Origin of the sequence: Azohydromonas sp., from assembly GCF_035325925.1 — a bacterium.
GTDB lineage: Bacteria > Pseudomonadota > Gammaproteobacteria > Burkholderiales > Burkholderiaceae_C > Calidifontimicrobium.
On sequence record NZ_DAOKZA010000045.1, the window covers coordinates 1 to 20,041 of the forward strand.

Here is a 20,041-nt window from a genome sequence, read left to right on the forward strand (position 1 = left end):
GTTGTTGATGAAGTACGGCGACAGGTAGCCGCGGTCGAACTGCATGCCCTCGACGACGTCGAGCTCGTTGTTCAGGCTCTTGCCGTCCTCGACGGTGATCACGCCTTCCTTGCCGACCTTGTCCATCGCGTCGGCGATGATCTTGCCGATCGACTCGTCGCTGTTCGCCGAGATCGAGCCGACCTGGCTGATCTCCTTGCTGGTGGTCGTCGGCTTGCTGATCTTCTTCAGCTCCTCGACCAGCGACTCGACGGCCTTGTCGATGCCGCGCTTGAGGTCCATCGGGTTCATGCCCGCGGCGACGTACTTCATGCCCTCGCGCACGATCGACTGCGCGAGCACGGTGGCGGTCGTCGTGCCGTCGCCGGCGGCGTCGCTGGTCTTGGAGGCGACCTCCTTGACCATCTGCGCGCCCATGTTCTGCAGCTTGTCCTTGAGCTCGATCTCCTTGGCGACCGAGACACCGTCCTTGGTGACGGTGGGGGCGCCGAACGAGCGCTCGAGCACCACGTTGCGGCCCTTCGGGCCCAGCGTGACCTTGACGGCGTTGGCCAGGATGTTCACGCCGTCGACCATGCGATGACGCGCGTCGGCGCCGAAAACAACGTCTTTAGCAGCCATGTGCTTCTCTCCGAAATCTTGAAGTGCCGGCTGTCGCCGGCGGGGTCTTCTGTCTGCGGCCGGCCCCGGCGGGCCTCAGCTTGGCCGCGCCAAGTCAGCCTTCGACGAAAGTGAATCGCCTGCGGCGATTCACTTCTCGATGACGGCGAAGAGGTCCTCTTCGCGCATCACGAGCAACTCGTCGCCGTCGACCTTGACGGTCTGGCCGCTGTACTTGCCGAACAGCACGCGGTCGCCGACCTTGATGTTCAGCGCGACGAAGTCGCCCTTGTCGTTGCGCTTGCCCGGGCCCACGGCCATCACCTCGCCCTGGTCGGGCTTCTCGGCGGCGTTGTCGGGGATCACGATGCCCGAGGCGGTCTTGGTTTCGTTCTCCAGGCGCTTGACGATCACGCGATCGTGCAACGGACGAAGTTTCATGGCATCTCCTGAACGGGGATCGATGTGCAATGGTCAGTGAACTGGCGAAAGTGAACGCCCGCCCACTTCAGCTTGGTTCGGCTGCGAGCGCCGCAACCGCTAGCACTCACCTGCGGCGAGTGCTAACAGCGCGGATTATAGGGACCGATCGCGCGGCTTCAAGAGGCCATGCGCACTGTGGGGCGCGATGTTCGCCCCACCCGCGCCGACGACCTGCCGGGCCGGGTGCCGGGTGCGTGCGCCCGAAAGACGGATGGCGTCGGCCGCCGCGCGCGGCCGCCCGCGGCGCGCCGTCTAGTGCAGCGGCGGTGTGGACTCGTCGCCGTCGTCGGGGGCCGCGGGAGCGTCGACGCGGTAGCTCTCGCTGGCCCAGGCACCGAGGTCGTGCGTGCGGCAGCGCTCGCTGCAGAACGGGCGCCACGGGTTGTCGACGTCGTACCAGGCGGGGCCGCCGCAAGCCGGGCAGCGCACGCGGCGGCGCGCAGGCGGCGACGGCGGCGACGGTTCGCTCACGGTCCGCTCAGGCGCACAGCGTCAGCTCGAAGCTGGCGTCGCTGCCGGCCGGTCGCAGGCGGCCGTCGGGCTCGGTCTTCATCAGCCGCACCGACACCATCAACCGGTGGCCGCTGATCTCGGGGATCAGCTCGGCGTCGTCCAGCCGCACGCGCAGCAACTGGTAGACCTTGCCCTGCGGCAGGCTCTGCTGGAACTGCCCGCCGGGGGCGACGACGCGGTGCGGCACGCCGGTGTCGCGCAGCAGCCCGAGCAGCACGTGCAGCGCTGCGGCGAGCGGGTTGAGCGTCTCCATCCAGCGCAGCAGGTCGGCGCGGCGCCGCTCGGGCGGGTGCTGCTGCCAGGCGTAGTACGCCGGCAGGTCGAACTCGCAGGTGCCGCCGGGGATGCTGATGCGGCTGCGGATGCTCATCAGCCACTCGTTGCCCGCCAGCGCGGCGCCGGCCTTGCCGGGCAGCTGGTTCAGCGCGTCGAACGCGGCGTCGACGCGGCCGACGACCTCGTCGAGCACGCCCTCGGCGATCGCCGGGTTGCCGCGATAGGCGTTGAGCTGCGCGCGCTGGCGCTCGAGCTCCTTGAGCAGGTCGGACTTGAGGTCGGCGCGCGCGGCGACGTCCATCACCTCGAAGATCGTCGCCAGCGCGAAGTGGTGGTCGAGCGCGGCAGGGCGCGGGATCAGCTGGCCGAGGCGGTCGAACAGGTGTTCGAGCCGCAGCATCGTGCGGATGCCTTCGTTGAACGGGTATTCGTAAAGGACCAAGGCCGCTTCCCAGACCGCGACGGCGCGCCGGCGGTGCGCCTCACGCCATGGCGGCGCATTGTTTCACAGCCTCTGCCTGCGCCAGTGCGCCCACAGCGCGTCGACCTCGGCGTGCAGCGCCTCGAGCGTGAGGTCGACGTTGTGGATCACCGCGTCGGCCACGGCGCGCCGGCGCGCCCGTGGCGCCTGCTGCGCGATCACCCGGCGCACCGCGTCGGCGTCCCAGCCCGAGCGGCGCATCACGCGTTCGACCTGCGTCGCCTCGTCGCAGTCGACCACCAGCACGCGCTGCACGCGTGCGCGCCAGTGGCGCGACTCGGCCAGCAGCGGCACGTCGAACACCACCGGCCGCGCGCCGGCGGTGGCGGCCTGGCGCTCGCACTCGGCGCCGATCAGCGGGTGCAACAGCGCCTCGAGGCGCTGCCGCACCGCGGGGTCGGCGAAGGCCAGCGTGCGCATGTGCGCGCGGTCGAGCGCGCCCTGCGCGTCGATGGCCTGCGGCCCGAAGGCCTCGCGCAGCGGGCCGATCGCGGCGCCGCCGGTGGCGGTCAGCGCGCGCGCGATCGCGTCGGCGTCGACCACCGCGGCGCCGAGCGCAGCGAGCCGCGCGGCGACCGTGCTCTTGCCGGTGCCGATGCCGCCGGTCAGCCCGATGTGCATGCCGGCAGCGCCCGCAGTCCCGCGCTCAGGCCCAGCCGAACCAGCCGCGCACCGTGTCGGCGCCGGCGAGCATGACGACCAGACCGGCCCCGGCGAGGAACGGGCCGAAAGGCACGTAGCGCCCCTCGCGCAACGACGCGGCCAGCTTCATCGCGATGCCGACGACCGCACCGATCACCGAGGCCATCAGCAGGACCGGCACGATCATCTGCCAGCCCAGCCAGGCGCCGAGCGCGGCGAGCAGCTTGAAGTCGCCGTAGCCCATGCCTTCCTTGCCGGTGGTCAGCTTGAACAGCCAGTACACCGACCACAGCGACAGGTAGCCGGCGGCCGCGCCCCACACCGCGTCGGCCAGCGGCAGCGTCCAGCCGACCGCGGCGGCCACCAGCCCGCTCCACAGCAGCGGCATCGTCAGCGCGTCGGGCAGCACGGTAGTGTCCCAGTCGATCGCCGCGAGCGCCACCAGCGCCGCCGCCACGGCGCACCACAGCAGCGCCACCGGCTGCGCGCCGAAGCGCCAGCCGATCGCGGCGAACAGTGCGGCGGTCAGCAGCTCGACCAGCGGATAGCGCGCCGAGATGCGTCCACCGCACCCGGCGCAGCGCGCCTTCAGCCGCAGCCAGCCGAGCACCGGGACGTTTTCGTGCCAGGCGATTGCGCGTCCGCAACTCGGGCAGCGCGAGCGCGGCACCGCCAGCCCGAGGGGGGGCAACGCGTCGAGGGAGGTGTCCAGCGCCTTGGCGGCCTGCGCCAGCGCGGGTGGCGCGGTGCCGGCGGCGCGCGTGCCGAACACGCGCTGCCACGACCCGGCATCGGCGAGCTGCTGCGCCACGTCGGCCCACCACTGCCGCTCGATCATCAGCGGCAGACGGTGCGCGACGACGTTGAGGAAGCTGCCGACGACCAGCCCGAGCAGCCCCAGCGTCGCCGGGTGCAGCAGCAGGTCCAGCGGCAGCGCGTCCAGCGCCTCGCGCACCGCGTCAGACCACCGCGCCGAGCTTGAAGATCGGCAGGTACATCGACACCACGATGCCGCCGATCAGGACGCCCAGGATGACGATGATGAACGGCTCCATCAGGCTCGACAGCCCCTTGACCATCTCGTCGACCTCTTCCTCGTAGAACTCGGCGGCCTTGCCCAGCATGTGGTCGAGCGAGCCCGACTCCTCGCCGATCGAGCTCATCTGCAGCACCATGCTCGGGAACACCCCGGTGGCCTGCATGGACGAAGTCAACGCCGAGCCGGTGGCGACGTCCTTCTGGATCTTCTCGGTGGCCTCGACGAACACCGCGTTGCCCGACGCGCCGCCCACCGAGTCGAGCGCCTCGACCAGCGGCACGCCGGCGGCGAACATCGTCGACAGCGTGCGCGTCCAGCGTGCAATCACCGACTTGTAGATCAGGTCGCCGAACACCGGGATCTTCAGCAGCAGCCGGTCCATGAACTTCTGCATCTTCTCGCTGCGTCGCCAGCTCTGCATGAAGAAGTAGCCGCCGCCGATCAGCACGCCGAAGATGATGTACCAGTAGGCGACGAAGAACTCGCTCATCGCGATCACCGCCAGCGTCGGCGCCGGCAGGTCGGCACCGAAGGACGAGAACACGTCCTTGAACGCCGGGATCACGAAGATCATGATCACCGACAGCACGACGAAGGCGACCACCAGCACCGCCACCGGGTAGATCAGCGCCGACTTGATCTTCTGCTGCAGCGCCAGCGTCTTCTCCTCGTACAGCGCCAGGCGGTCGAGCAGCGCCTCGAGGATGCCGCCGGCCTCGCCGGCCTCGACCAGGTTGCAGTACAGCGCGTTGAAGTACAGCGGGTGCTTGCGGAACGCCGCCGACAGGCTGGTGCCGGTCTCGACGTCGGAGCGGATGTCGGTCAGCAGCCGCGTCAGCTTGGGGTTCGGGCTGCCGCGCGCGACGATGTCGAAGGCCTGCAACAGCGGCACGCCGGCCTTCATCATCGTCGCCAGCTGGCGCGTGAAGACCGCGATGTCCTTCTGCTTGATCGACCGGCCGCCGCTCAGGCGGCGCTTCTTCACCTTCGTGACGAGCACGCCCTGGCGGCGCAGCGCGGCATTGACGGCGGCCTCGCCGCCCGAGCGCATCTCGCCGCGGACGACCTTGCCGTTCTTGTCCTTGCCTTCCCACTCGAAGACGAATTCCTTGATGCTCGGTCGCGCGGCTGCCGCAGTCGCCATAAAGCCTCCGGGACGGATCCCCAACGAACGGTTTTCGGCACGCGGGTGCCGTGATTGAGCGCTGTTGTAACCGATTCACGGGCGCGTGCCGGCGCACGCGCAGGATCACTCGTTGGTCACCGTGATGACTTCCTCGAGCGTGGTCACCCCGTTGCGCACCTTGACCAGCCCGGACTGGCGCAGGTCGCGCACCCCTTCCTTCTGCGCCTGCTGCGCGATGTCCAGCGCCGTGCCCTCGGCCAGGATGATGCGCTGGATCGCCTCGGTGATCGGCATCACCTGGTACAGGCCGACGCGTCCCTTGTAACCATTGGTGCACGCCGAGCAGCCCACCGCGCGGTACGGCTGCCACGACCCGTCGAGGTCGGTGTCCTTGAAGCCGGCGCGCAGCAGCGACTCGCGCGGGTAGTCGGCCGGCTTCTTGCAGTTCTCGCACAGCCGCCGCGCCAGCCGCTGCGCGCTGATCAGCAGCACGCTCGAGGCGACGTTGAACGGCGCCACGCCCATGTTCATCAGCCGGGTCAGCGTCGTCGGCGCGTCGTTGGTGTGCAGCGTCGACATCACCAAGTGGCCGGTCTGGGCGGCCTTGATCGCGATGTCGGCGGTCTCGAGGTCGCGGATCTCGCCGACCATGATCACGTCGGGGTCCTGGCGCAGGAACGAGCGCAGCGCCGCGGCGAAGGTCAGGCCGGCCTTGTCGTTGACGTTGACCTGGTTGATGCCCGGCAGGTTGATTTCGGCCGGGTCCTCGACCGTCGAGATGTTCACCCCCGGCTGGTTGAGGATGTTCAGGCAGGTGTACAGCGACACCGTCTTGCCCGACCCGGTCGGGCCGGTGACCAGGATCATCCCGTACGGGCGGCCGACCGCGGCGAGTAACCGGTCCTTCTCGACCTTCTCGTAGCCCAGCGCGTCGATGCCGAGCTTCGCGCTCGACGGGTCGAGAATCCGGATGACGATCTTCTCGCCGAACAGCGTGGGCAGCGTGCTGACGCGGAAGTCGATCGCCTTGTTGCCGAACTTCAGCTTCATGCGACCGTCCTGCGGCACGCGCTTCTCTGCGATGTCCAGGCGGCTGATGACCTTGATGCGCGACGCGAGCTTGTCCTTGATCGCGATCGGCGGCTGCGTGATCTCGCGCAGTTCGCCGTCGATGCGGAAGCGCACGCGGTAGTGGTACTCGTAGGGCTCGAAGTGCAGGTCCGACGCGCGCATGTTGATCGCGTCGATGAGCATCTTCTGCAGGAAGCGCACCACCGGCGCGTCCTCGACCTCGGAGGCGACGTCGACGCTCTCGGCCTCGCCGCCCTCGTCGCTGACGTCGAACTCGAAGTCCATCGACGCCAGCGACTCGAGCGCGTCGTTGGCGCTCTGTCCCTGCGTGTCGCGCAGCCGCGCGAGCTTGTCGTACTCGACGATGACCCACTCGGGCTGCAGCTGGGTCGCGAACTTGATGCGCTCGACGGCCTCCTGGTCGGTCGGGTCGGCGCCGCCGATGAACAGCCGGTTGCCGCGCTTGCCGAGCACCGCGATCTGGTACTGTGCCGCCAGCTTGGGTTCGACGATGCCGCGCGGCAACTTCTCGGCGTCGACCGCGTTGAGGTCGAGCAGCGGCAGCGCCAGCGCGGTCGACAGCGTGTGCGCCAGGTCCGACGGCGACACCGCGCCGGCGGCGATCACCGCCGACAGGAAGCTCGAGCGCCGCTCCTTGGCGGTGTGCACCAGCGCCTCGGCGGACTTGGCGCTGAGCTTGCCGGCATGCACCAGCACGCGCGCGACCCCGGACAGGGTCGAAGCCGGTGCATCGGCGACGGTCTCGGCAGCCAAACGACAACTCCCGCGCAGTGGGACGAGCGACGGATGATAGTCGCGCCCGCGGGGCCGCTGGCGCCGAAAAGGCCTGCCATCCGGTGGCAACACTTCACGTCGGCGCGCCCGGCGCGCCGCCCCGCCCCGGGTTCAGTCGAGCGTGAAGCCGAGCTTGATCGTCACCTGCCAGTGCGCGACCTGGCCGTCGACGACGTGCCCGCGCGTCTCGCTGACCGTGAACCAGTGGATGTTGCGCAGCGTCTCGTGCGCCTTGGCGATCGCGTTGCGCACCGCGTCGTCGCTGCCGACGGTCGACGACCCGGTGAGTTCGATCAGCTTGTAGACGTGGTTCGACATCGCAGGCTCCGGCGGTGGTCACGCCGCGATCGGACACCCGCGCCGCAGCGCTGTCAAGCCGCGCGCAGAATCGGTGCGCCGCCGCCGCCCGCCGATGCGCCCGCTGTTCGAACCCCGACTGGTCAACGACGCCATCGGCGACCCGGTGCTGTACGTCGACCTTCGCGACGAGCGCCGCGCGCTGCTGTTCGACCTCGGCGACGTCGCCGCGCTGGCGCCGCGGCACCTGATGCGGCTGACCCACGTGTTCGTCAGCCACGCGCACATGGACCACTTCGCCGGCTTCGACACGCTGCTGCGCGTCGTGCTGGGGCGCAAGCCGCGGCTGGTGCTCGCGGGCGGCCCGGGCTTCGACGAGCAGGTCGAGCACAAGCTGCGCGCCTACACCTGGAACGTCGTGCACCGCTACGAGGTCGCGCTGGTGCTCGACGTGCACGCGCTCGGGCTCGACGGGCGCGTCGCCGGGGCGCGCTTCTCGAGCCGCAGCGGCTTCGTTCGCGAGGCCCTGCCGGGTGCCGCCTGCCCCGGCGGCGTGCTGCTCGACGAGCCGCTGCTGCGCGTGCGCGCCGCCTTCGTCGACCACGGCACGCCGTGCCTGGCTTTCGCGGTCGAGGAGAAGGCGCGCGTGCGCGTCGACCGCGCGCGGCTCGCCGCGCTGGGCGTGGCCACCGGGCCGTGGCTGCGCGCGCTCAAGCTCGCGGTGCTCGGTGGTGCGCCGCCGGCCACGCCGATCGAGGTCGTCTGGCGCGACCGCGCAGGCGTGCACACGATGACGCGCAGCGTCGGCGAACTGGCCGACGTCGTGCTCGACGTCACGCCCGGGCAGCGCCTGGGCTTCGTCACCGACCTGCGCGACAGCGACGCCAACCTGCGCGCGCTGAAGGCGCTGCTGGGTGGCGTCGACCGGCTGTACATCGAGTGCGCCTTCCTCGACGCCGACCGCGCGCACGCGCAACGCAAGCACCATCTGACCGCGCGCCAGGCCGGCGCCATCGCCCGCGCGATCGGCGCGCGCGCCGTGACGCCGCTGCACCTGTCGCCACGCTATGCGCGGCGCGCCGACGAGGTGCGCGCCGAACTGCTCGCGGCCTGGCGCGCAGCGTCGCCCGACGCCGCTCAGCCGCCGCCGGGGACGCTGCCGTCGTGCGCGTGAAGCCGCGCGATGCTGTGCACCACCGCGGCGACCTCGGCGTCGGGCAGCGGCGGGCGACAGTGGCTGCGGTTCCACGCGAGCAGCAGCTCGAGCACGACGGCCGCGTCGACGCCGTGCCACAGCAGGTGCCCGGCGAGCGACGCGACGCTGTCGTTGCGTCGGCCGTCGGGCACCGCGTCGTGCACGCGCTCGCGCCACGGCGCCGGGGCCGGGGCGGCCCGCGCGTCGAGCAGCCCGGCGGCGCGACGACACAGCCGCCGTCGCCGCGCAGGTCGATGCCCGGGTGCAGCCCGGCGCGGTTGCCGACCGTGCCGCCGGGATGCGCGAAGTACAGGTGGCGCCCGCCGCCGCCGGTGACGGCCTCGACGGTGACCGGCAGCGCGCCGTGCACCGCCTGCCAGCGGGCCAGCGCGAGGTCGCCGCCGTGGCGGGGATCGACGTCGACGACCACCAGAACCGAGACCCGGCCGGTGACGATGCCGACGTTGGCGTCGGGCCAGCGGGCGGCCCAGTGCGCGATCTCGTCGGGCGTCGCGACGCGCTGCCGGAACTCGCGCCAGGCCACGAGCCGGCGCTTGCCGTGCGGCTCGCTCGGGATCACCGACCAGCCGCGGGCCGCGTAGCGCCGCGCCGCGGCCCCGACGCCGGCGTCGACGCCGGGTTCGCGGCGCGGGCGCATCCGCCGCGTTGCCTGCGGTACGTGCCGACCAGCGTGGCGTGCACCAGCACGTGGCCGTGCATCGCCTTATCGACGGCGGCCTTCGTCGGCCGCACCAGCGCCGGCAGCGCCGGCAGGTCGTGGACGACCCGGTGCACCCAGGTGCGCTGTGGCGCCGCGGGGTCGGGGGCGTCGGGGTCGTCGGCGATCGGCACCAGGCTGGCGGTGCCGGCCGGCACGCCGCGCCACCGCAGCGGCGGCGCCACGTCGTCGCCCTCACAGGTGTGCCGGCGCAGGATCTCGCCGCCGTCGGCGAACGCGCTCGAGCTCAGTTCCATGGGCACCTCCTTGCACGTCGCCGCGGCGGCCGCGGTCAGCGCCGCCGCAGTCCGAGCCAGACCACCGTGGCCACCACCAGCAGCGCGCCGCCCACCTGCACCGGTGCCACGCGCTGGCCCAGCAGCGACCACGCCAGCACCAGCGCGAACACCGGCTCGACGTTGAGGATCGGCGAGTTGCCGACCACGCCCAGCCGCGGCAACACCGTGAACATGATCGTGAACGCGGTGCCGTAGAGCAAGGTCAGCGCCGCCAGCCCCCACCACCCCGGCGCCGCCTGCGGCCAGTGCGCGCCGCCCTGCAGCGCGACGCCGCCGGCGGCCATCAGCGCCACCAGCGCCATCGTCGCGGCGCTGCGCACGCGCCCGTCGAGGTCGCCCGCCTCGTGCTGCGTGAGCACCAGCGCCAGCCCGAACACCGCCGCAGCGGCCAGCGCGAAGCCCACGCCGGCGCCGATGCGCTGCCACTGCGCCGCCAGCCCCAGCCCCGACGCGGCGCCCGAGACGTCCAGCGCCAGCGCCAGCCCGAGCAGCAGCACCGGCATCGCCAGCAGCACGCGGCGCTCGGCGCGGTGGCGGTACACCAGCCGGGCCCACAGCGCGGTCCACAGCGGGAAGGTGTTGAACGCCAGCAGCGCCAGCGCCACCGGCAGCCGCGCGACCGCCGAGTACAGGCACAGGCTCTGCACGCCGATCAGCAGGCCGATCGCCGGCAACGCGCGGCGGTGGCGCGCCTGCAGCCGCAGCGGCACGCGCTGCAGCGCGACCAGTGCGCCGACCACCAGCGCGGTGACACCGCTGCGCAGCATCACCGCGGTGGCCACGTCGGCGCCATGGTCGAACGCCAGCCGCGCCGCGACGTGGTTCGCGCCGAACATCAGCGCGATCAGCAGCAGCGTCGCGAACGCGGTGGCCGGCAGCGCGGCGGGGCGGGCGGAGGCGGACATCGGCATGGTCGGCGCCGTGCCGTCAGACGCCGAGCACCGACTCGGCGCTCGCGTGCGGCAGCCCCAGCGCCTCGCCGACCGCGGCGCAGGTCAGCTGGCCGCGGTGGCAGTTCAGGCCGCGGCGCAGGTGCGGGTCGCGGCGCAGCGCCTCCTCGCCGAGCGCCGCCAGCGCCAGCCCGAACGGCAGCGTCGCGTGGTTCAGCGCGTGGCTGGCCGTGACCGGCACCGACCCCGGCATGTTCGCCACCGCGTAGTGCACGATGCCGTCGAGCACGTAGGTCGGCGCGTCGTGCGTCGTCGCGTGCGAGGTCTCGAAGCAGCCGCCCTGGTCGATCGAGACGTCGACCAGCACGCTCAGCGGGCGCATCGTCGCCAGCATCGTGCGCGTCACCAGGCGCGGCGCGCGGGCGCCGGGCACCAGCGCCGCGCCGATCACCACGTCGGCGCCCCGCACTTCGTCTTCGACCGCGTGGGCGGTCGCGAAGTGCGTGCGCACACGCCCGCCGAACAGCTCGTCGAGCTGGCGCAGCCGCGGCAGCGAGCGGTCGAGCACCGTCACCTCGCAGCCCAGCCCGGCGGCGATGCGCGCCGCCTGCGTGCCGACCACGCCGCCGCCGATCACCACCACGCGCGACGACGGCACGCCGGGCACGCCGCCGAGCAGCAGGCCGCGGCCGCCGGCGGGCTTGCGCAGTGCGAACGCCGCCGCCTCGAGCGCGAGCCGCCCGGCGACCTCGCTCATCGGCGCGAGCAGCGGCAAGCCGCCGTGCGCGTCGGTCACCGTCTCGTAAGCCACGGCGATGCAGCCGCTGGCCAGCAGCGCGCGCGTCAGTCCGGGGTCGGGCGCCAGGTGCAGGTAGGCGAACAGCAGCTGCCCCTCGCGCAGCAGCGCGTGTTCGGCGGGCAGCGGCTCCTTGACCTTGACGATCAGCTGCGCGCCGGCCCACACCTCGTCGGCGCCGTCGACGATGCGCGCGCCGGCGGCGGCGTAGACCTCGTCGCCGGCGCCGATGCCGGCGCCGGCACCGGCCTGCACCCAGACCTCGTGCCCGGCGGCCACGTACTCGCGCACCGCCGCCGGCGTCAGCCCGACGCGGTGTTCCTGCACCTTGGTCTCCTTCGGCACGCCGACGCGCATCGCGGGTCTCCCGGGTTGTTCGTGGTGCGTGGCGGCGGTGCGCCGCCCACGGTGCCGAGTATCCGGCGTGTGCGCGGCGCGGGTCGGCGCGGTACAAACGCGCGATGCATGCGCTGCCCGAGGCGAAGCCCCGATGACCCGACGCGCCCACCGGGCATGGATCGCGGTCGCGGTCGCCGCCGCCGGGGCTGCCGGCGCCGCTGCGTGGTGGCAGCTCGGGCGCGGTGACGGCGCCGTGCCGGCACTGCTGCGCCCCGACGACGAGCGTGTGCTCGCGCGCGGCCGCGAGGTGTACCGAACGCACTGCGCGAGCTGCCACGGCGCACGCCTCGAGGGCCAGCCCGACTGGCGCCAACGCGGCGCCGACGGCCGGCTGCCGGCGCCGCCGCACGACGCCAGCGGCCACACCTGGCACCATCCCGACGAAGTCCTGTTCGCGATCACCAAGCACGGCGTCGCGCAGGTCGCCGGCATGCCCGACTACGCCACCGCGATGCCGATCTACGACGGCGTGCTCGGCGACGACGACATCGTCGCCGTGCTGTCGTGGATCAAGTCGCAGTGGCCGGCGCATGTGCGCGCCAAGCACGACCAGATCAACCGGCAGGCGCGCGAGGCGGCGCGCTGAGCCGCCGCGACATCATCGCGGCATTCGTTCGACGACGAGGAGTTGCCCATGCGCGCTGCGCTGTACCGCCACAAGGGGCCGGCCCGCCAGGTGCTGGCCGTCGAGGACCTGCCGACGCCCGAACCCGGCGCCGGCGAGCTGCGCGTGCGGCTGGCGTATTCGGGCGTCAACCCGTCGGACGTCAAGTCGCGCGCCGGACTGTCGAACCCGGCGATGGAATTCCCCTGCGTCGTGCCGCACAGCGACGGCGCCGGCGTCGTCGACGCGGTCGGTGCCGGCGTCGCGCCCGAGTGGGCCGGCCGGCGTGTGTGGGTCTACAACGGCCAGTGGGGCCGCGCGATGGGCACCGCCGCCGAAGCGGTCGTGCTGCCGGTGGCGCAGGTGGTGCCCTTGCCCGACGGCGCGCCGTTCGAAGTCGGCGCGTCGGTGGGCATCCCGCTGATGACCGCGTGGCACGCGGTGGCGTCGTGCGGCAGCCTGCTCGGGCGCACGGTGCTGGTGCCCGGCGCCGCCGGCGCGGTCGGTCAGTACGCGACGCAGCTCGCGGTGCGCGCCGGTGCGCGCGTGATCGCCTCGGTCAGCGGCGAGGCGAAGGCGGCGCTGGCGATGACGCTGGGCGCCGACGCGGTGGTGCGCTACCGCGACGAAGACGTCGTGCAGCGCGTGCGCGCACTCACGGGCGGGCGCGGCGTCGACGCGATCGTCGAAGTCGACGCCGCGGCCAACGCCGCGCGCTGGGCCGAGCTGCTGGCGTTCGGCGGCAAGGTGGTGGTCTACGGCTCGGGCCAGCCGACGATCCCGGTGCCGTTCCGCCCGCTGATCGTCGACTTCGCGACGCTGTACTTCTTCATCGTCTACCGCCTCACCGGCGACGAGCTGCAGCGCACGCGCGACGGCATCGGCGCGCTGCTGCGCGCCGGCGTGTTGCAGCACCCGCGCGTGCAGGTGCACGCGCTCGACGACGTCGCCGCGGCGCACGAGGCGGTCGAACGCGGTGTCGACGCGAAGGTGCTGCTGCGGCTGTAGCCGCACCGGCTCCGGGCTCAGCCGCCGCGCGCCGCCCGCAACTCGTGCATCCAGGCGGCGACCTCGCGGGATGCCGCGTCGGGGGCCGCGGCGAGCGCGTCGGCGGCGGCACCGGACTTGGCCGGCGGGTGGTTCTGGCCGAGCTTGAGCTTGACCTCGAGGCGCTCGACGCGCAGCCTGAAACCGACGATCGCGCGCGCCAGCTGCGCCAGCGACGCGTCGGCGCCGGCGCGTGACCACGGCGCGGGTGCCGCGGCCTCGAAGTGCGCCGACAGCCGGTCGACGATCTGCAGCAGCGTCTCGGCGTCGTCGACGCGCTCGACACGCCCGCTCAGGTGTGCCACGGCGTAGTTCCAGGTCGGCACCGAACGTGCGGGGTCGGGGTAGCCGCGCGGCGACACGTAGGCGTGCGGCCCGTGCACGATCGCCAGCACGGTCTGCGCCTCGATGCCCTGCCACTGCGGGTTGGCGCGCGCCCAGTGGCCGAGCAGGGTCCAGCGGCCGTCGGCGTCGCGTTCGGCGAGCACCGGCAGGTGCGTCGCGAACGGCGCGCCGTCGCGCACGCTGACCAGCGTCACGAAGGGGTCGCGCGCGAGCAGGCGCGCCAGCCAGTGGTCGGCCTGGGCCGAGGCGTCGAAGTGCGCTGGCAGGTACATGCGGGTCGCGTGCGCTTGGCGTCGGGCGTCGGTGCCGGCGATGATGCATCAGCGCCGGCGCGTTGCACCGACAATCGGCGCTACCGTCGTCGCGACGCCCGCTGCCCTGCCGATGTCCGCCACCTGCCTGCCCCGTGCCGCCCTCCCTCCGTCGCATCGTCCGCCGCGCGCCGCCACGGCGTGTCGCGCCGCGCTGCTGGCAACCACGCTCGGTGTCGCGGCGGCCGGCGCGGCGGCACAGTCGGCGTCGCTCGGCTTCTACGCCGGCGCGCGCGGCGGCGGCGAGTTCACCGACCGCAACGACGGCGACCGCGACCTGCGCCTGGGCGGCGGCGCCGCGTGGTCGGCCAGCCTGGACTGGACGCCGGTCCCGGGCGCGGCGCAGATGCAGCTGTTCGTCTCGCGACAGCGCAGCGAACTGCCCGGCTCGGCGTTCGCCCGCTCCGCGGCGGTGCCGATCGACCTGACCTACGTGCACCTCGGCGGGCGCAGCTTCTTCGACGGCGACGCGCAGCGCGGCGGCGCCTACCTCGTCGGCGGGCTCGGCGTCACGCACTTCTCGCCCGGGCTCGACGGGCTGTCGGCCGAGACGCGGCCGTCGATGAACCTCGGCGTCGGCCAGCAGTGGGCGCTGACGCCGACGCTGGCGCTGCGCGCCGAACTGCGCGCCTACGTCACGCTGGTCAACAGCGGCGGCGGCTTCTTCTGCTCGGGCGGCTGCGTGTTCGCGATCCGCGGCGACACGCTGGTGCAGGGCGAGGCGATGCTCGGGCTGTCGGTCGGGTTCTGACGCCGTCGCGGCGCTCAGCCGCGGTCGAGCTTGCGCGCCAGCAACACCGAGGTCGTGGTGCGCACGACGCCGTCGATGCGGCCGATCTCGTCGAGCAGCGCGTCGAGTCGCGCGGGCGAGTCGGCACGCACGCGCGCGACGTAGTCGGACTCGCCGCTGACCGCGTCGAGCTGCCTTACCTCGGGAAGGTGCCACAGCCGGCGCACCACCTCGGGCCCGGCGCGCGGCGACACGCTGAGCCCGACGTAGGCCTGCAGCCCCTGGTCGCGCACGTCGACGCCCAGGCGCGCGGTGTAGCCGACGACCACGCCGTCGCGCTCGAGCCGCGCGATGCGCGCCAGCACCGTCGTGCGCGCGACGCCCAGCTTGCGCGCGAGGTTCGCGGTCGACTCGCGCGCGTTCGTCTGCAGCAGCGCGAGCAGTTCGCGGTCCAGCGCGTCGCGTGTCGCCGGTGGAGCGGGGCTGGCAGACATGTTTTGGTCGATTCGTCGGTTGTGATGGTCGAAGTGTCGGTCATGATGCAGATTTCGTCGAACTCGACGTTTCTTTCGTCCGCGGCGCCGCCTAGAGTGCTCTACTGTGTCGCGGCGATGCCGCGGGCGAACCTCGAGGGACCGAACGATGCGCATCCTCCTGCTCGGCGCCGGCCATATCGGCCAGACGATCGCCTCGCTGCTGGCCGGCAGCGGCGACTTCGCGCTCACCGTCGTCGACCGGCGCGACGCCGCGCTGGCCAGGCTGCGACCCCTGCCGCTGGCCACACGCTGCGCCGACACCGACGACGACCACGCGCTGCGCGGCCTGTTCGACGGCCAGGACGCGGTGATCAACGCGCTGCCGTACCACCTGGCCACGCGCGTGGCCACGCAGGCCAAGGCGGCCGGCTGCCACTACTTCGACCTCACCGAGGACGTCGCCGCGACGCGCGCGATCGAGAAGCTCGCGCTCGACGCCGACACCGCGTTCATGCCGCAGTGCGGGCTGGCGCCGGGGTTCATCGGCATCGTCGCGCACCACCTGGCGCAACGCTTCGAGCGCCTGCACGAGGTCAAGATGCGCGTCGGCGCGCTGCCGGCGTTCCCCACCAATGCGCTGAAGTACAACCTGACGTGGAGCGTCGACGGGCTGATCAACGAATACGTGCACCCCTGCGACGCGATCCGCGAGGGCGAGCGACTCGAGGTGCTGCCGCTCGAGGGGCTCGAGCACTTCTCGCTCGACGGCGTCGAGTACGAGGCGTTCAACACCTCGGGCGGGCTGGGCACGCTGGCCGAGACGCTGGCCGGTCGCGTGCTGACGCTGGACTACAAGTCGGTGCGCTACCCCGGCCACCGCGACCTGATGCGCGTGCTGCTCGAGGAACTGCGCATGAAGGACGACGTCGAGACGCTGAAGGCCATCCTGCGCCGCTCGGTGCCGGCGACGATGCAGGACGTGGTGCTGGTGTTCGTCACGGTCAGCGGCTGGCGCGACGGCCAGTTCATCCAGGAGGTGTTCGCACGCAAGGTGTTCGCCGAGCGCGCCGAGGCCGAGCCGCAGTCGGCGATCCAGATCACCACCGCCGCCGGCGTGTGCGCGGTGGTCGACCTGTTCCGCGAGGGCCGGCTGCCGCGATCGGGTTTCGTGCGCCAGGAGCAGGTCGCGCTGCCCGATTTCCTCGCCAACCGCTTCGGGCGCGCGTACCAGCAGTCAAGGCAGGTCGAGTCGATCTCGTGATCGCCGGCGTGCGTCGTGCGGGCGGTCGGCCGCGCAGGCCCGGGTGACGATCGACGCTAGCGGATCAGCAGCAACGGGGTGCTGCACAGCGACAGCACCTTCGTGGTCACCGATCCCATCACGAGCCCGGCGACGGCACCTCGGCCATGGGTTCCCATGACGATCAGGTCGAAGGACTGCCGGGTGGCGAACTTGGCGATCGTCGACCCGGCAGGGCCGATGCGGTAGACGAAGGTGGCACCCACGCCGTGCCGCTTGAAGAAGGCCCGAATCGGCTTCAGCACGGTCTCGGCATCGTCGGCGTAGAACGCATCGACCTGCGGCTTGCCCACGAAGGCCGCCGCGCGGTGCGGCACCGCAGGCACGCAGTGCAGCACCGTGTAGCTGTGCTGGGGCCCCAGCCACTCGTCGTGCGCCGCGATGAAGGCGAGCATGCGCTTGGTGTAGGCGCTGCCATCGGCGGCGATCAGAATCTTCACGTTGCTGTCTCCTCGTCAGCGTCAGCGGCAGCGGCAGCGCCGGACCGGCGGCGATCGATCGGCCCGGGACCCTGGGGGCTCGACCGTGCCGCTCGTGCCTTCCCTGCCCGCGGACCTTGCGCAACGCCATGCGCGGATCACGCTGGCACGCGACGCCGTGGTCGAAGTCCCGGATGCCGACTTCGACCGCTCTTCGTGCACCTCTCGGCCCGCGAGCGCTCGTGCCGACCATAGCAGGTGTCCCGGTGGCAGTGTCTGCACCCGTGGCAGGCGTCGCCTTGCGCCTCGCGATCGATGGCGCGGTACGGGACCAGGTCCGAGATCGGACGGGAAGCACCGGCGTGCGCGACGGTGCGCGGCGCCGACGCCGCATCACCACGGCGGTGCCCACGGTCGGCAGCAGCCCCCGTGCCGCCCCGATGAGGCCCCGCCCGTCGGCGGCGGTCATCGTTGGGCTGCACGCAGACTTTCAGGCCTCGGCCTCGCTGCTCCCGCGCGGCGGCCGACGCCTTCGTGCCCACTTGATGGCCTCGAACCACACGACGCTGAGCAGGCCCAGCACGAAGGCGGCAGCCAGTTCGTCGACGAGCAGCGGCGCGAAACGAAGCACCTGGACCGCCCAGGGCAGGTACAGCGCCACCGCCAGCAGCGCCAGGGCTCCCCCGATGACCAGCCACAGCGTCCGGTTCGGCGTTCGCAGCGTCGTCCACAGCGACCCCGTTGCCGAGCGATTCGACAGGATCAGGGCGAGGTTGCCCGTCACGAGCGTCGCGAACGCGAAGGCGCGTGCCTGCGCCTCGGGGATCCGCGCACTGGCCCAGGCGAACGCCAGCAGCACGACGAGCAGCACGCCCACGCCCTGCAGCAGCGCCAGCCACAGCGTCGAGCCGCCGAACAGCGGCGCTGCGACGTCGCGGGGCGGGCGATGCATCACGTCGCGCTCGGCCGGCTCGTTCTCGAAAGCGACGGAACAGGCCGGATCGATGATGAGTTCGAGCAGCGCGATGTGCATCGGATAGAGCAGCGCCGGCCATCCGAACACGACGGGCAGCAGCGCCATGCCGGCGATCGGCACGTGCACCGCGAGGATGTACGACATGGCCTTGCGCAGGTTGTCGAAGATCCTGCGCCCGAGCCGCACCGCACGCACGATGGAGGCGAAGTTGTCGTCGATCAGCACCAGCGAGGCCGACTCGCGCGCCACGTCGGTGCCACGGCCACCCATCGCGACACCGACGTGCGCGGCGCGCAGCGCCGGGGCGTCGTTCACGCCGTCGCCGGTCATCGCAACGACCTCGCCACTGGCCTTCAGCGCCTGGACGATGCGCAGCTTCTGCTGCGGCGCGATGCGCGCGCAGATGCCGACTTCGGCCATGCGCGCGCGCAGGGCCTCGTCGCTCAGCGCCGCCAGCTCGTCGCCCGAGAGGACGTCGGTGTCGCCACCGGCCAGGCCGGCCTGGCGCGCGATGGCCTGCGCCGTGGCCGGGTAGTCGCCGGTGATCATCACGACGCGGATGCCGGCGGCGCGGCACTCGGCCACCGCGGGCGGCACCTCGGCGCGCACCGGGTCGGCCAGGCCGAGCAGCCCGACGAACTCGAAGTCGAAGCCATGTTCGTCGGCGGGCCAGTGCTGCCCGACGAAGGATCCCCGGGCCACCGCCAGCACGCGCAAGCCCTGGCCGGCCAGTTCGTCGACGGCGCGCCCGATGCGTTCCCGGTCCGCCGTGCGGAGGTGGCACAGGTCGATGACCGCTTCCGGAGCGCCCTTGGCGGCGACCGTGTGCGGGCCACCGGCATCGGCCGCCCAGACGTGCGACATCGCGCGCAGCGCCGGCGTCAGGGCATAGGTCTGCACCAGCCGCCAGTCTCGGTGCAGATGCTCGGTGTCGGCGAGGAAACGCTGGCCCAGCTGGTGAAAGGCCTTCTCCATCGGATCGAACGGGTCGACCACGCTGGCGAGGATCGCCACCTCGACGAGGCCGTGGTACGCCTCCGGAAGGCTGCTGCCGGTGAGCGTGGCCAGCTCGAGGCGATCGTCGACGGCGACGCCACCGGCGACGAGGTGCGTCACCGTCATGCGGTTCTCGGTCAGGGTGCCGGTCTTGTCGGAACACAGCACCGTGGTGGCGCCCAGCGTCTCGATCGCCGTGATCCGGCGCGTCAGCACGCCCTCCTTGGACAGGCGGCGCGCGCCGAGGGCGGGGAACACCGTCAGCACCACCGGGTACTCCTCGGGCAGCATGGCCATCGCCAGCGCGATGCCGGCGAGCACCGCCTGCAGCCAGTCGCCTTTCGCCACGCCGTGGACGACGACCAGCACCAGGCTGAGCGCGAGCGCCAGCAGGGCCAGGGTGCGCACCAGCCGGGCCGTCTGCCGCTGCAGCGGCGTGCGTTCGCTCGCCACCGTGCCCAGCGCCGCGCCGATGCGCCCGATCTCGCTGCGGGCACCGGTGGCCGTGACGCAGGCCATCGCATGCCCCTGAACGATCAGCGTGCCGGCATAAACCATCGGCCGGTCGTCGCCGCCGGGCGGGCGGCGCGCCGATGGGCCGTGTGCGGCGGCTTCGGCCCAGTCTTCGGGCAGCGCCACCCGTTTGCCCACCGGCACGGACTCGCCCGTCAGCAGCGACTCGTCGGCGCGCACCCCGTCGCATGACACCAGCAGCGCGTCGGCCGGCACGCGGTCGCCCTCGCTCAGCTTCAGCAGGTCGCCACGCACCACGTCGCGGCCGGCGATGCGCTGCGGCGCTGCGTCGCGAACGACCAGTGCGCGCGGGCTGGTCAGGTCGCGCAGCGCCTCGATCGCGCGTTCCGTGCGACCCTCCTGGTACAGCGTCAGCGCCAGCGTGACGACCACGAATCCGAACAGCGTCACGCCTTCCTGCAAGTCGCCGAACAGCAGGTACAGCGTGCCCGCCGCGAGCAGCAGCAGGAACATCGGCTCGCGCACCGTCTCGAGCGCGATCGAGATCAGCGTGCGCCGTTCGCCCCCCGGCAGCGCGTTGGGCCCGTCCGCGGCCAGGCGTCGGGCCGCCTCGGCCCCGGTGAGCCCGGCGTCAGGGGCGGTGCCGCGCGCGGTGGATTCGGCTTCGGTCGTGGCCATGTCCAGGCCAGGACGGCCCTCTCGTTGCAGGCAGGCTCGGGTGCAAGCCTCACAGCGGCCCTCTG

The 20,041-nt window shown here is 72.5% G+C and carries 22 protein-coding genes; 5 read left to right on the forward strand and 17 right to left on the reverse strand.

The window, feature by feature from the left end:
* The 9 genes from PKC53_RS14850 to PKC53_RS14890 form a co-directional block, all read right to left on the reverse strand.
* The coding region (locus PKC53_RS14850; protein WP_324429939.1) for a TCP-1/cpn60 chaperonin family protein at positions 1-621 on the reverse strand (621 nt) is incomplete at its 3' end.
* A gap of 129 nt (positions 622-750) precedes the next feature.
* On the reverse strand, positions 751-1,041 hold the full coding sequence (gene groES / locus PKC53_RS14855) for a co-chaperone GroES (RefSeq protein ID WP_324429942.1): 291 nt from the start codon (positions 1,039-1,041) through the stop codon (positions 751-753).
* Between the two features lie 294 nt (positions 1,042-1,335).
* On the reverse strand, positions 1,336-1,554 hold the full coding sequence (locus PKC53_RS14860) for a DNA gyrase inhibitor YacG (RefSeq protein WP_324429944.1): 219 nt from the start codon (positions 1,552-1,554) through the stop codon (positions 1,336-1,338).
* A 7-nt stretch (positions 1,555-1,561) separates the two neighbouring features.
* A complete protein-coding gene (gene zapD / locus PKC53_RS14865) occupies positions 1,562-2,314 on the reverse strand; it encodes a cell division protein ZapD (RefSeq protein ID WP_324429946.1) in 753 nt (250 codons plus the stop codon).
* A gap of 63 nt (positions 2,315-2,377) precedes the next feature.
* Positions 2,378-2,974, reverse strand: coding sequence for a dephospho-CoA kinase (gene coaE, locus PKC53_RS14870; protein ID WP_324429948.1), 597 nt, complete (start codon positions 2,972-2,974; stop codon positions 2,378-2,380).
* Positions 2,975-2,999: 25 nt separating this feature from the next.
* Complete coding sequence (locus tag PKC53_RS14875) at positions 3,000-3,929, reverse strand: A24 family peptidase (protein ID WP_324430003.1); 930 nt, start codon at positions 3,927-3,929, stop codon at positions 3,000-3,002.
* A 25-nt stretch (positions 3,930-3,954) separates the two neighbouring features.
* Positions 3,955-5,178 carry a type II secretion system F family protein gene (locus PKC53_RS14880; RefSeq protein ID WP_324429950.1) on the reverse strand — a complete coding sequence of 408 codons (1,224 nt, stop codon included), beginning with the start codon at positions 5,176-5,178 and terminating at the stop codon, positions 3,955-3,957.
* Positions 5,179-5,283: 105 nt separating this feature from the next.
* The gene (pilB, locus tag PKC53_RS14885; RefSeq protein WP_324429952.1) at positions 5,284-7,005 is read right to left on the reverse strand and encodes a type IV-A pilus assembly ATPase PilB; all 1,722 of its coding nucleotides are present in this window, start codon (positions 7,003-7,005) and stop codon (positions 5,284-5,286) included.
* Between the two features lie 132 nt (positions 7,006-7,137).
* Complete coding sequence (locus PKC53_RS14890; protein WP_324429954.1) at positions 7,138-7,344, reverse strand: dodecin; 207 nt, start codon at positions 7,342-7,344, stop codon at positions 7,138-7,140.
* A 94-nt stretch (positions 7,345-7,438) separates the two neighbouring features.
* Between PKC53_RS14890 and PKC53_RS14895 the strand changes: the two genes are divergently transcribed.
* On the forward strand, positions 7,439-8,497 hold the full coding sequence (locus tag PKC53_RS14895; RefSeq protein WP_324429956.1) for a ribonuclease Z: 1,059 nt from the start codon (positions 7,439-7,441) through the stop codon (positions 8,495-8,497).
* On the opposite strand, the gene PKC53_RS14900 is transcribed toward PKC53_RS14895, so the two are convergent.
* The 4 genes from PKC53_RS14900 to ald form a co-directional block, all read right to left on the reverse strand.
* A complete protein-coding gene (locus PKC53_RS14900) occupies positions 8,461-8,682 on the reverse strand; it encodes a primase alpha helix C-terminal domain-containing protein (RefSeq protein WP_324429958.1) in 222 nt (73 codons plus the stop codon). The two genes, PKC53_RS14895 and PKC53_RS14900, sit on opposite strands and share 37 nt — an antisense overlap.
* 412 nt (positions 8,683-9,094) lie before the next feature.
* On the reverse strand, positions 9,095-9,493 hold the full coding sequence (locus PKC53_RS14905) for a hypothetical protein (RefSeq protein ID WP_324429960.1): 399 nt from the start codon (positions 9,491-9,493) through the stop codon (positions 9,095-9,097).
* A gap of 35 nt (positions 9,494-9,528) precedes the next feature.
* Positions 9,529-10,440 (reverse strand): DMT family transporter, encoded by a 912-nt coding sequence (locus PKC53_RS14910; RefSeq protein ID WP_324429961.1) that lies wholly within the window; start codon positions 10,438-10,440, stop codon positions 9,529-9,531.
* A gap of 22 nt (positions 10,441-10,462) precedes the next feature.
* A complete protein-coding gene (gene ald, locus PKC53_RS14915) occupies positions 10,463-11,578 on the reverse strand; it encodes an alanine dehydrogenase (RefSeq protein WP_324429963.1) in 1,116 nt (371 codons plus the stop codon).
* 133 nt (positions 11,579-11,711) lie between these two features.
* On the opposite strand from ald, the gene PKC53_RS14920 reads away from it, so the two are divergent.
* Both PKC53_RS14920 and PKC53_RS14925 read left to right on the forward strand, forming a co-directional pair.
* Complete coding sequence (locus PKC53_RS14920; protein ID WP_324429965.1) at positions 11,712-12,206, forward strand: c-type cytochrome; 495 nt, start codon at positions 11,712-11,714, stop codon at positions 12,204-12,206.
* Positions 12,207-12,254: 48 nt separating this feature from the next.
* Positions 12,255-13,232 (forward strand): NADPH:quinone reductase, encoded by a 978-nt coding sequence (locus tag PKC53_RS14925; RefSeq protein ID WP_324429967.1) that lies wholly within the window; start codon positions 12,255-12,257, stop codon positions 13,230-13,232.
* Positions 13,233-13,249: 17 nt separating this feature from the next.
* Here the strand turns inward: PKC53_RS14925 and PKC53_RS14930 are convergent, their stop codons facing one another.
* A complete protein-coding gene (locus PKC53_RS14930; RefSeq protein ID WP_324429969.1) occupies positions 13,250-13,888 on the reverse strand; it encodes an FMN-binding negative transcriptional regulator in 639 nt (212 codons plus the stop codon).
* Positions 13,889-14,000: 112 nt separating this feature from the next.
* Between PKC53_RS14930 and PKC53_RS14935 the strand changes: the two genes are divergently transcribed.
* Positions 14,001-14,678 carry an outer membrane beta-barrel protein gene (locus PKC53_RS14935; RefSeq protein ID WP_324429971.1) on the forward strand — a complete coding sequence of 226 codons (678 nt, stop codon included), beginning with the start codon at positions 14,001-14,003 and terminating at the stop codon, positions 14,676-14,678.
* Positions 14,679-14,692: 14 nt separating this feature from the next.
* Here PKC53_RS14935 and PKC53_RS14940 read toward each other — a convergent pair whose 3' ends face one another.
* The gene (locus tag PKC53_RS14940) at positions 14,693-15,151 is read right to left on the reverse strand and encodes an Lrp/AsnC family transcriptional regulator (protein WP_324429974.1); all 459 of its coding nucleotides are present in this window, start codon (positions 15,149-15,151) and stop codon (positions 14,693-14,695) included.
* 148 nt (positions 15,152-15,299) lie between these two features.
* On the opposite strand from PKC53_RS14940, the gene PKC53_RS14945 reads away from it, so the two are divergent.
* On the forward strand, positions 15,300-16,394 hold the full coding sequence (locus PKC53_RS14945; protein ID WP_324429976.1) for a saccharopine dehydrogenase C-terminal domain-containing protein: 1,095 nt from the start codon (positions 15,300-15,302) through the stop codon (positions 16,392-16,394).
* A 56-nt stretch (positions 16,395-16,450) separates the two neighbouring features.
* Here PKC53_RS14945 and PKC53_RS14950 read toward each other — a convergent pair whose 3' ends face one another.
* Both PKC53_RS14950 and PKC53_RS14955 read right to left on the reverse strand, forming a co-directional pair.
* On the reverse strand, positions 16,451-16,873 hold the full coding sequence (locus tag PKC53_RS14950) for a universal stress protein (RefSeq protein ID WP_324429978.1): 423 nt from the start codon (positions 16,871-16,873) through the stop codon (positions 16,451-16,453).
* A gap of 469 nt (positions 16,874-17,342) precedes the next feature.
* Positions 17,343-19,976, reverse strand: coding sequence for a cation-translocating P-type ATPase (locus PKC53_RS14955; protein WP_324429980.1), 2,634 nt, complete (start codon positions 19,974-19,976; stop codon positions 17,343-17,345).
* Between the last annotated feature and the right edge of the window lie 65 nt (positions 19,977-20,041).

Excerpts from the sequence above, each read along its gene's own strand:
- PKC53_RS14920 (WP_324429965.1), top strand. The coding sequence starts at position 11,712 with ATGACCCGACGCGCCCACCGGGCATGGATCGCGGTCGCGGTCGCCGCC.
- PKC53_RS14945 (WP_324429976.1), top strand. The coding sequence starts at position 15,300 with ATGCGCATCCTCCTGCTCGGCGCCGGCCATATCGGCCAGACGATCGCC.
- PKC53_RS14925 (WP_324429967.1), top strand. The coding sequence starts at position 12,255 with ATGCGCGCTGCGCTGTACCGCCACAAGGGGCCGGCCCGCCAGGTGCTG.
- PKC53_RS14895 (WP_324429956.1), top strand. The coding sequence starts at position 7,439 with ATGCGCCCGCTGTTCGAACCCCGACTGGTCAACGACGCCATCGGCGAC.
- PKC53_RS14940 (WP_324429974.1), bottom strand. The coding sequence starts at position 15,151 with ATGTCTGCCAGCCCCGCTCCACCGGCGACACGCGACGCGCTGGACCGC.
- PKC53_RS14905 (WP_324429960.1), bottom strand. The coding sequence starts at position 9,493 with ATGGAACTGAGCTCGAGCGCGTTCGCCGACGGCGGCGAGATCCTGCGC.
- PKC53_RS14930 (WP_324429969.1), bottom strand. The coding sequence starts at position 13,888 with ATGTACCTGCCAGCGCACTTCGACGCCTCGGCCCAGGCCGACCACTGG.
- PKC53_RS14880 (WP_324429950.1), bottom strand. The coding sequence starts at position 5,178 with ATGGCGACTGCGGCAGCCGCGCGACCGAGCATCAAGGAATTCGTCTTC.
- coaE (WP_324429948.1), bottom strand. The coding sequence starts at position 2,974 with ATGCACATCGGGCTGACCGGCGGCATCGGCACCGGCAAGAGCACGGTC.
- PKC53_RS14935 (WP_324429971.1), top strand. The coding sequence starts at position 14,001 with ATGTCCGCCACCTGCCTGCCCCGTGCCGCCCTCCCTCCGTCGCATCGT.
- groES (WP_324429942.1), bottom strand. The coding sequence starts at position 1,041 with ATGAAACTTCGTCCGTTGCACGATCGCGTGATCGTCAAGCGCCTGGAG.
- PKC53_RS14890 (WP_324429954.1), bottom strand. The coding sequence starts at position 7,344 with ATGTCGAACCACGTCTACAAGCTGATCGAACTCACCGGGTCGTCGACC.
- PKC53_RS14910 (WP_324429961.1), bottom strand. The coding sequence starts at position 10,440 with ATGTCCGCCTCCGCCCGCCCCGCCGCGCTGCCGGCCACCGCGTTCGCG.
- ald (WP_324429963.1), bottom strand. The coding sequence starts at position 11,578 with ATGCGCGTCGGCGTGCCGAAGGAGACCAAGGTGCAGGAACACCGCGTC.
- PKC53_RS14955 (WP_324429980.1), bottom strand. The coding sequence starts at position 19,976 with ATGGCCACGACCGAAGCCGAATCCACCGCGCGCGGCACCGCCCCTGAC.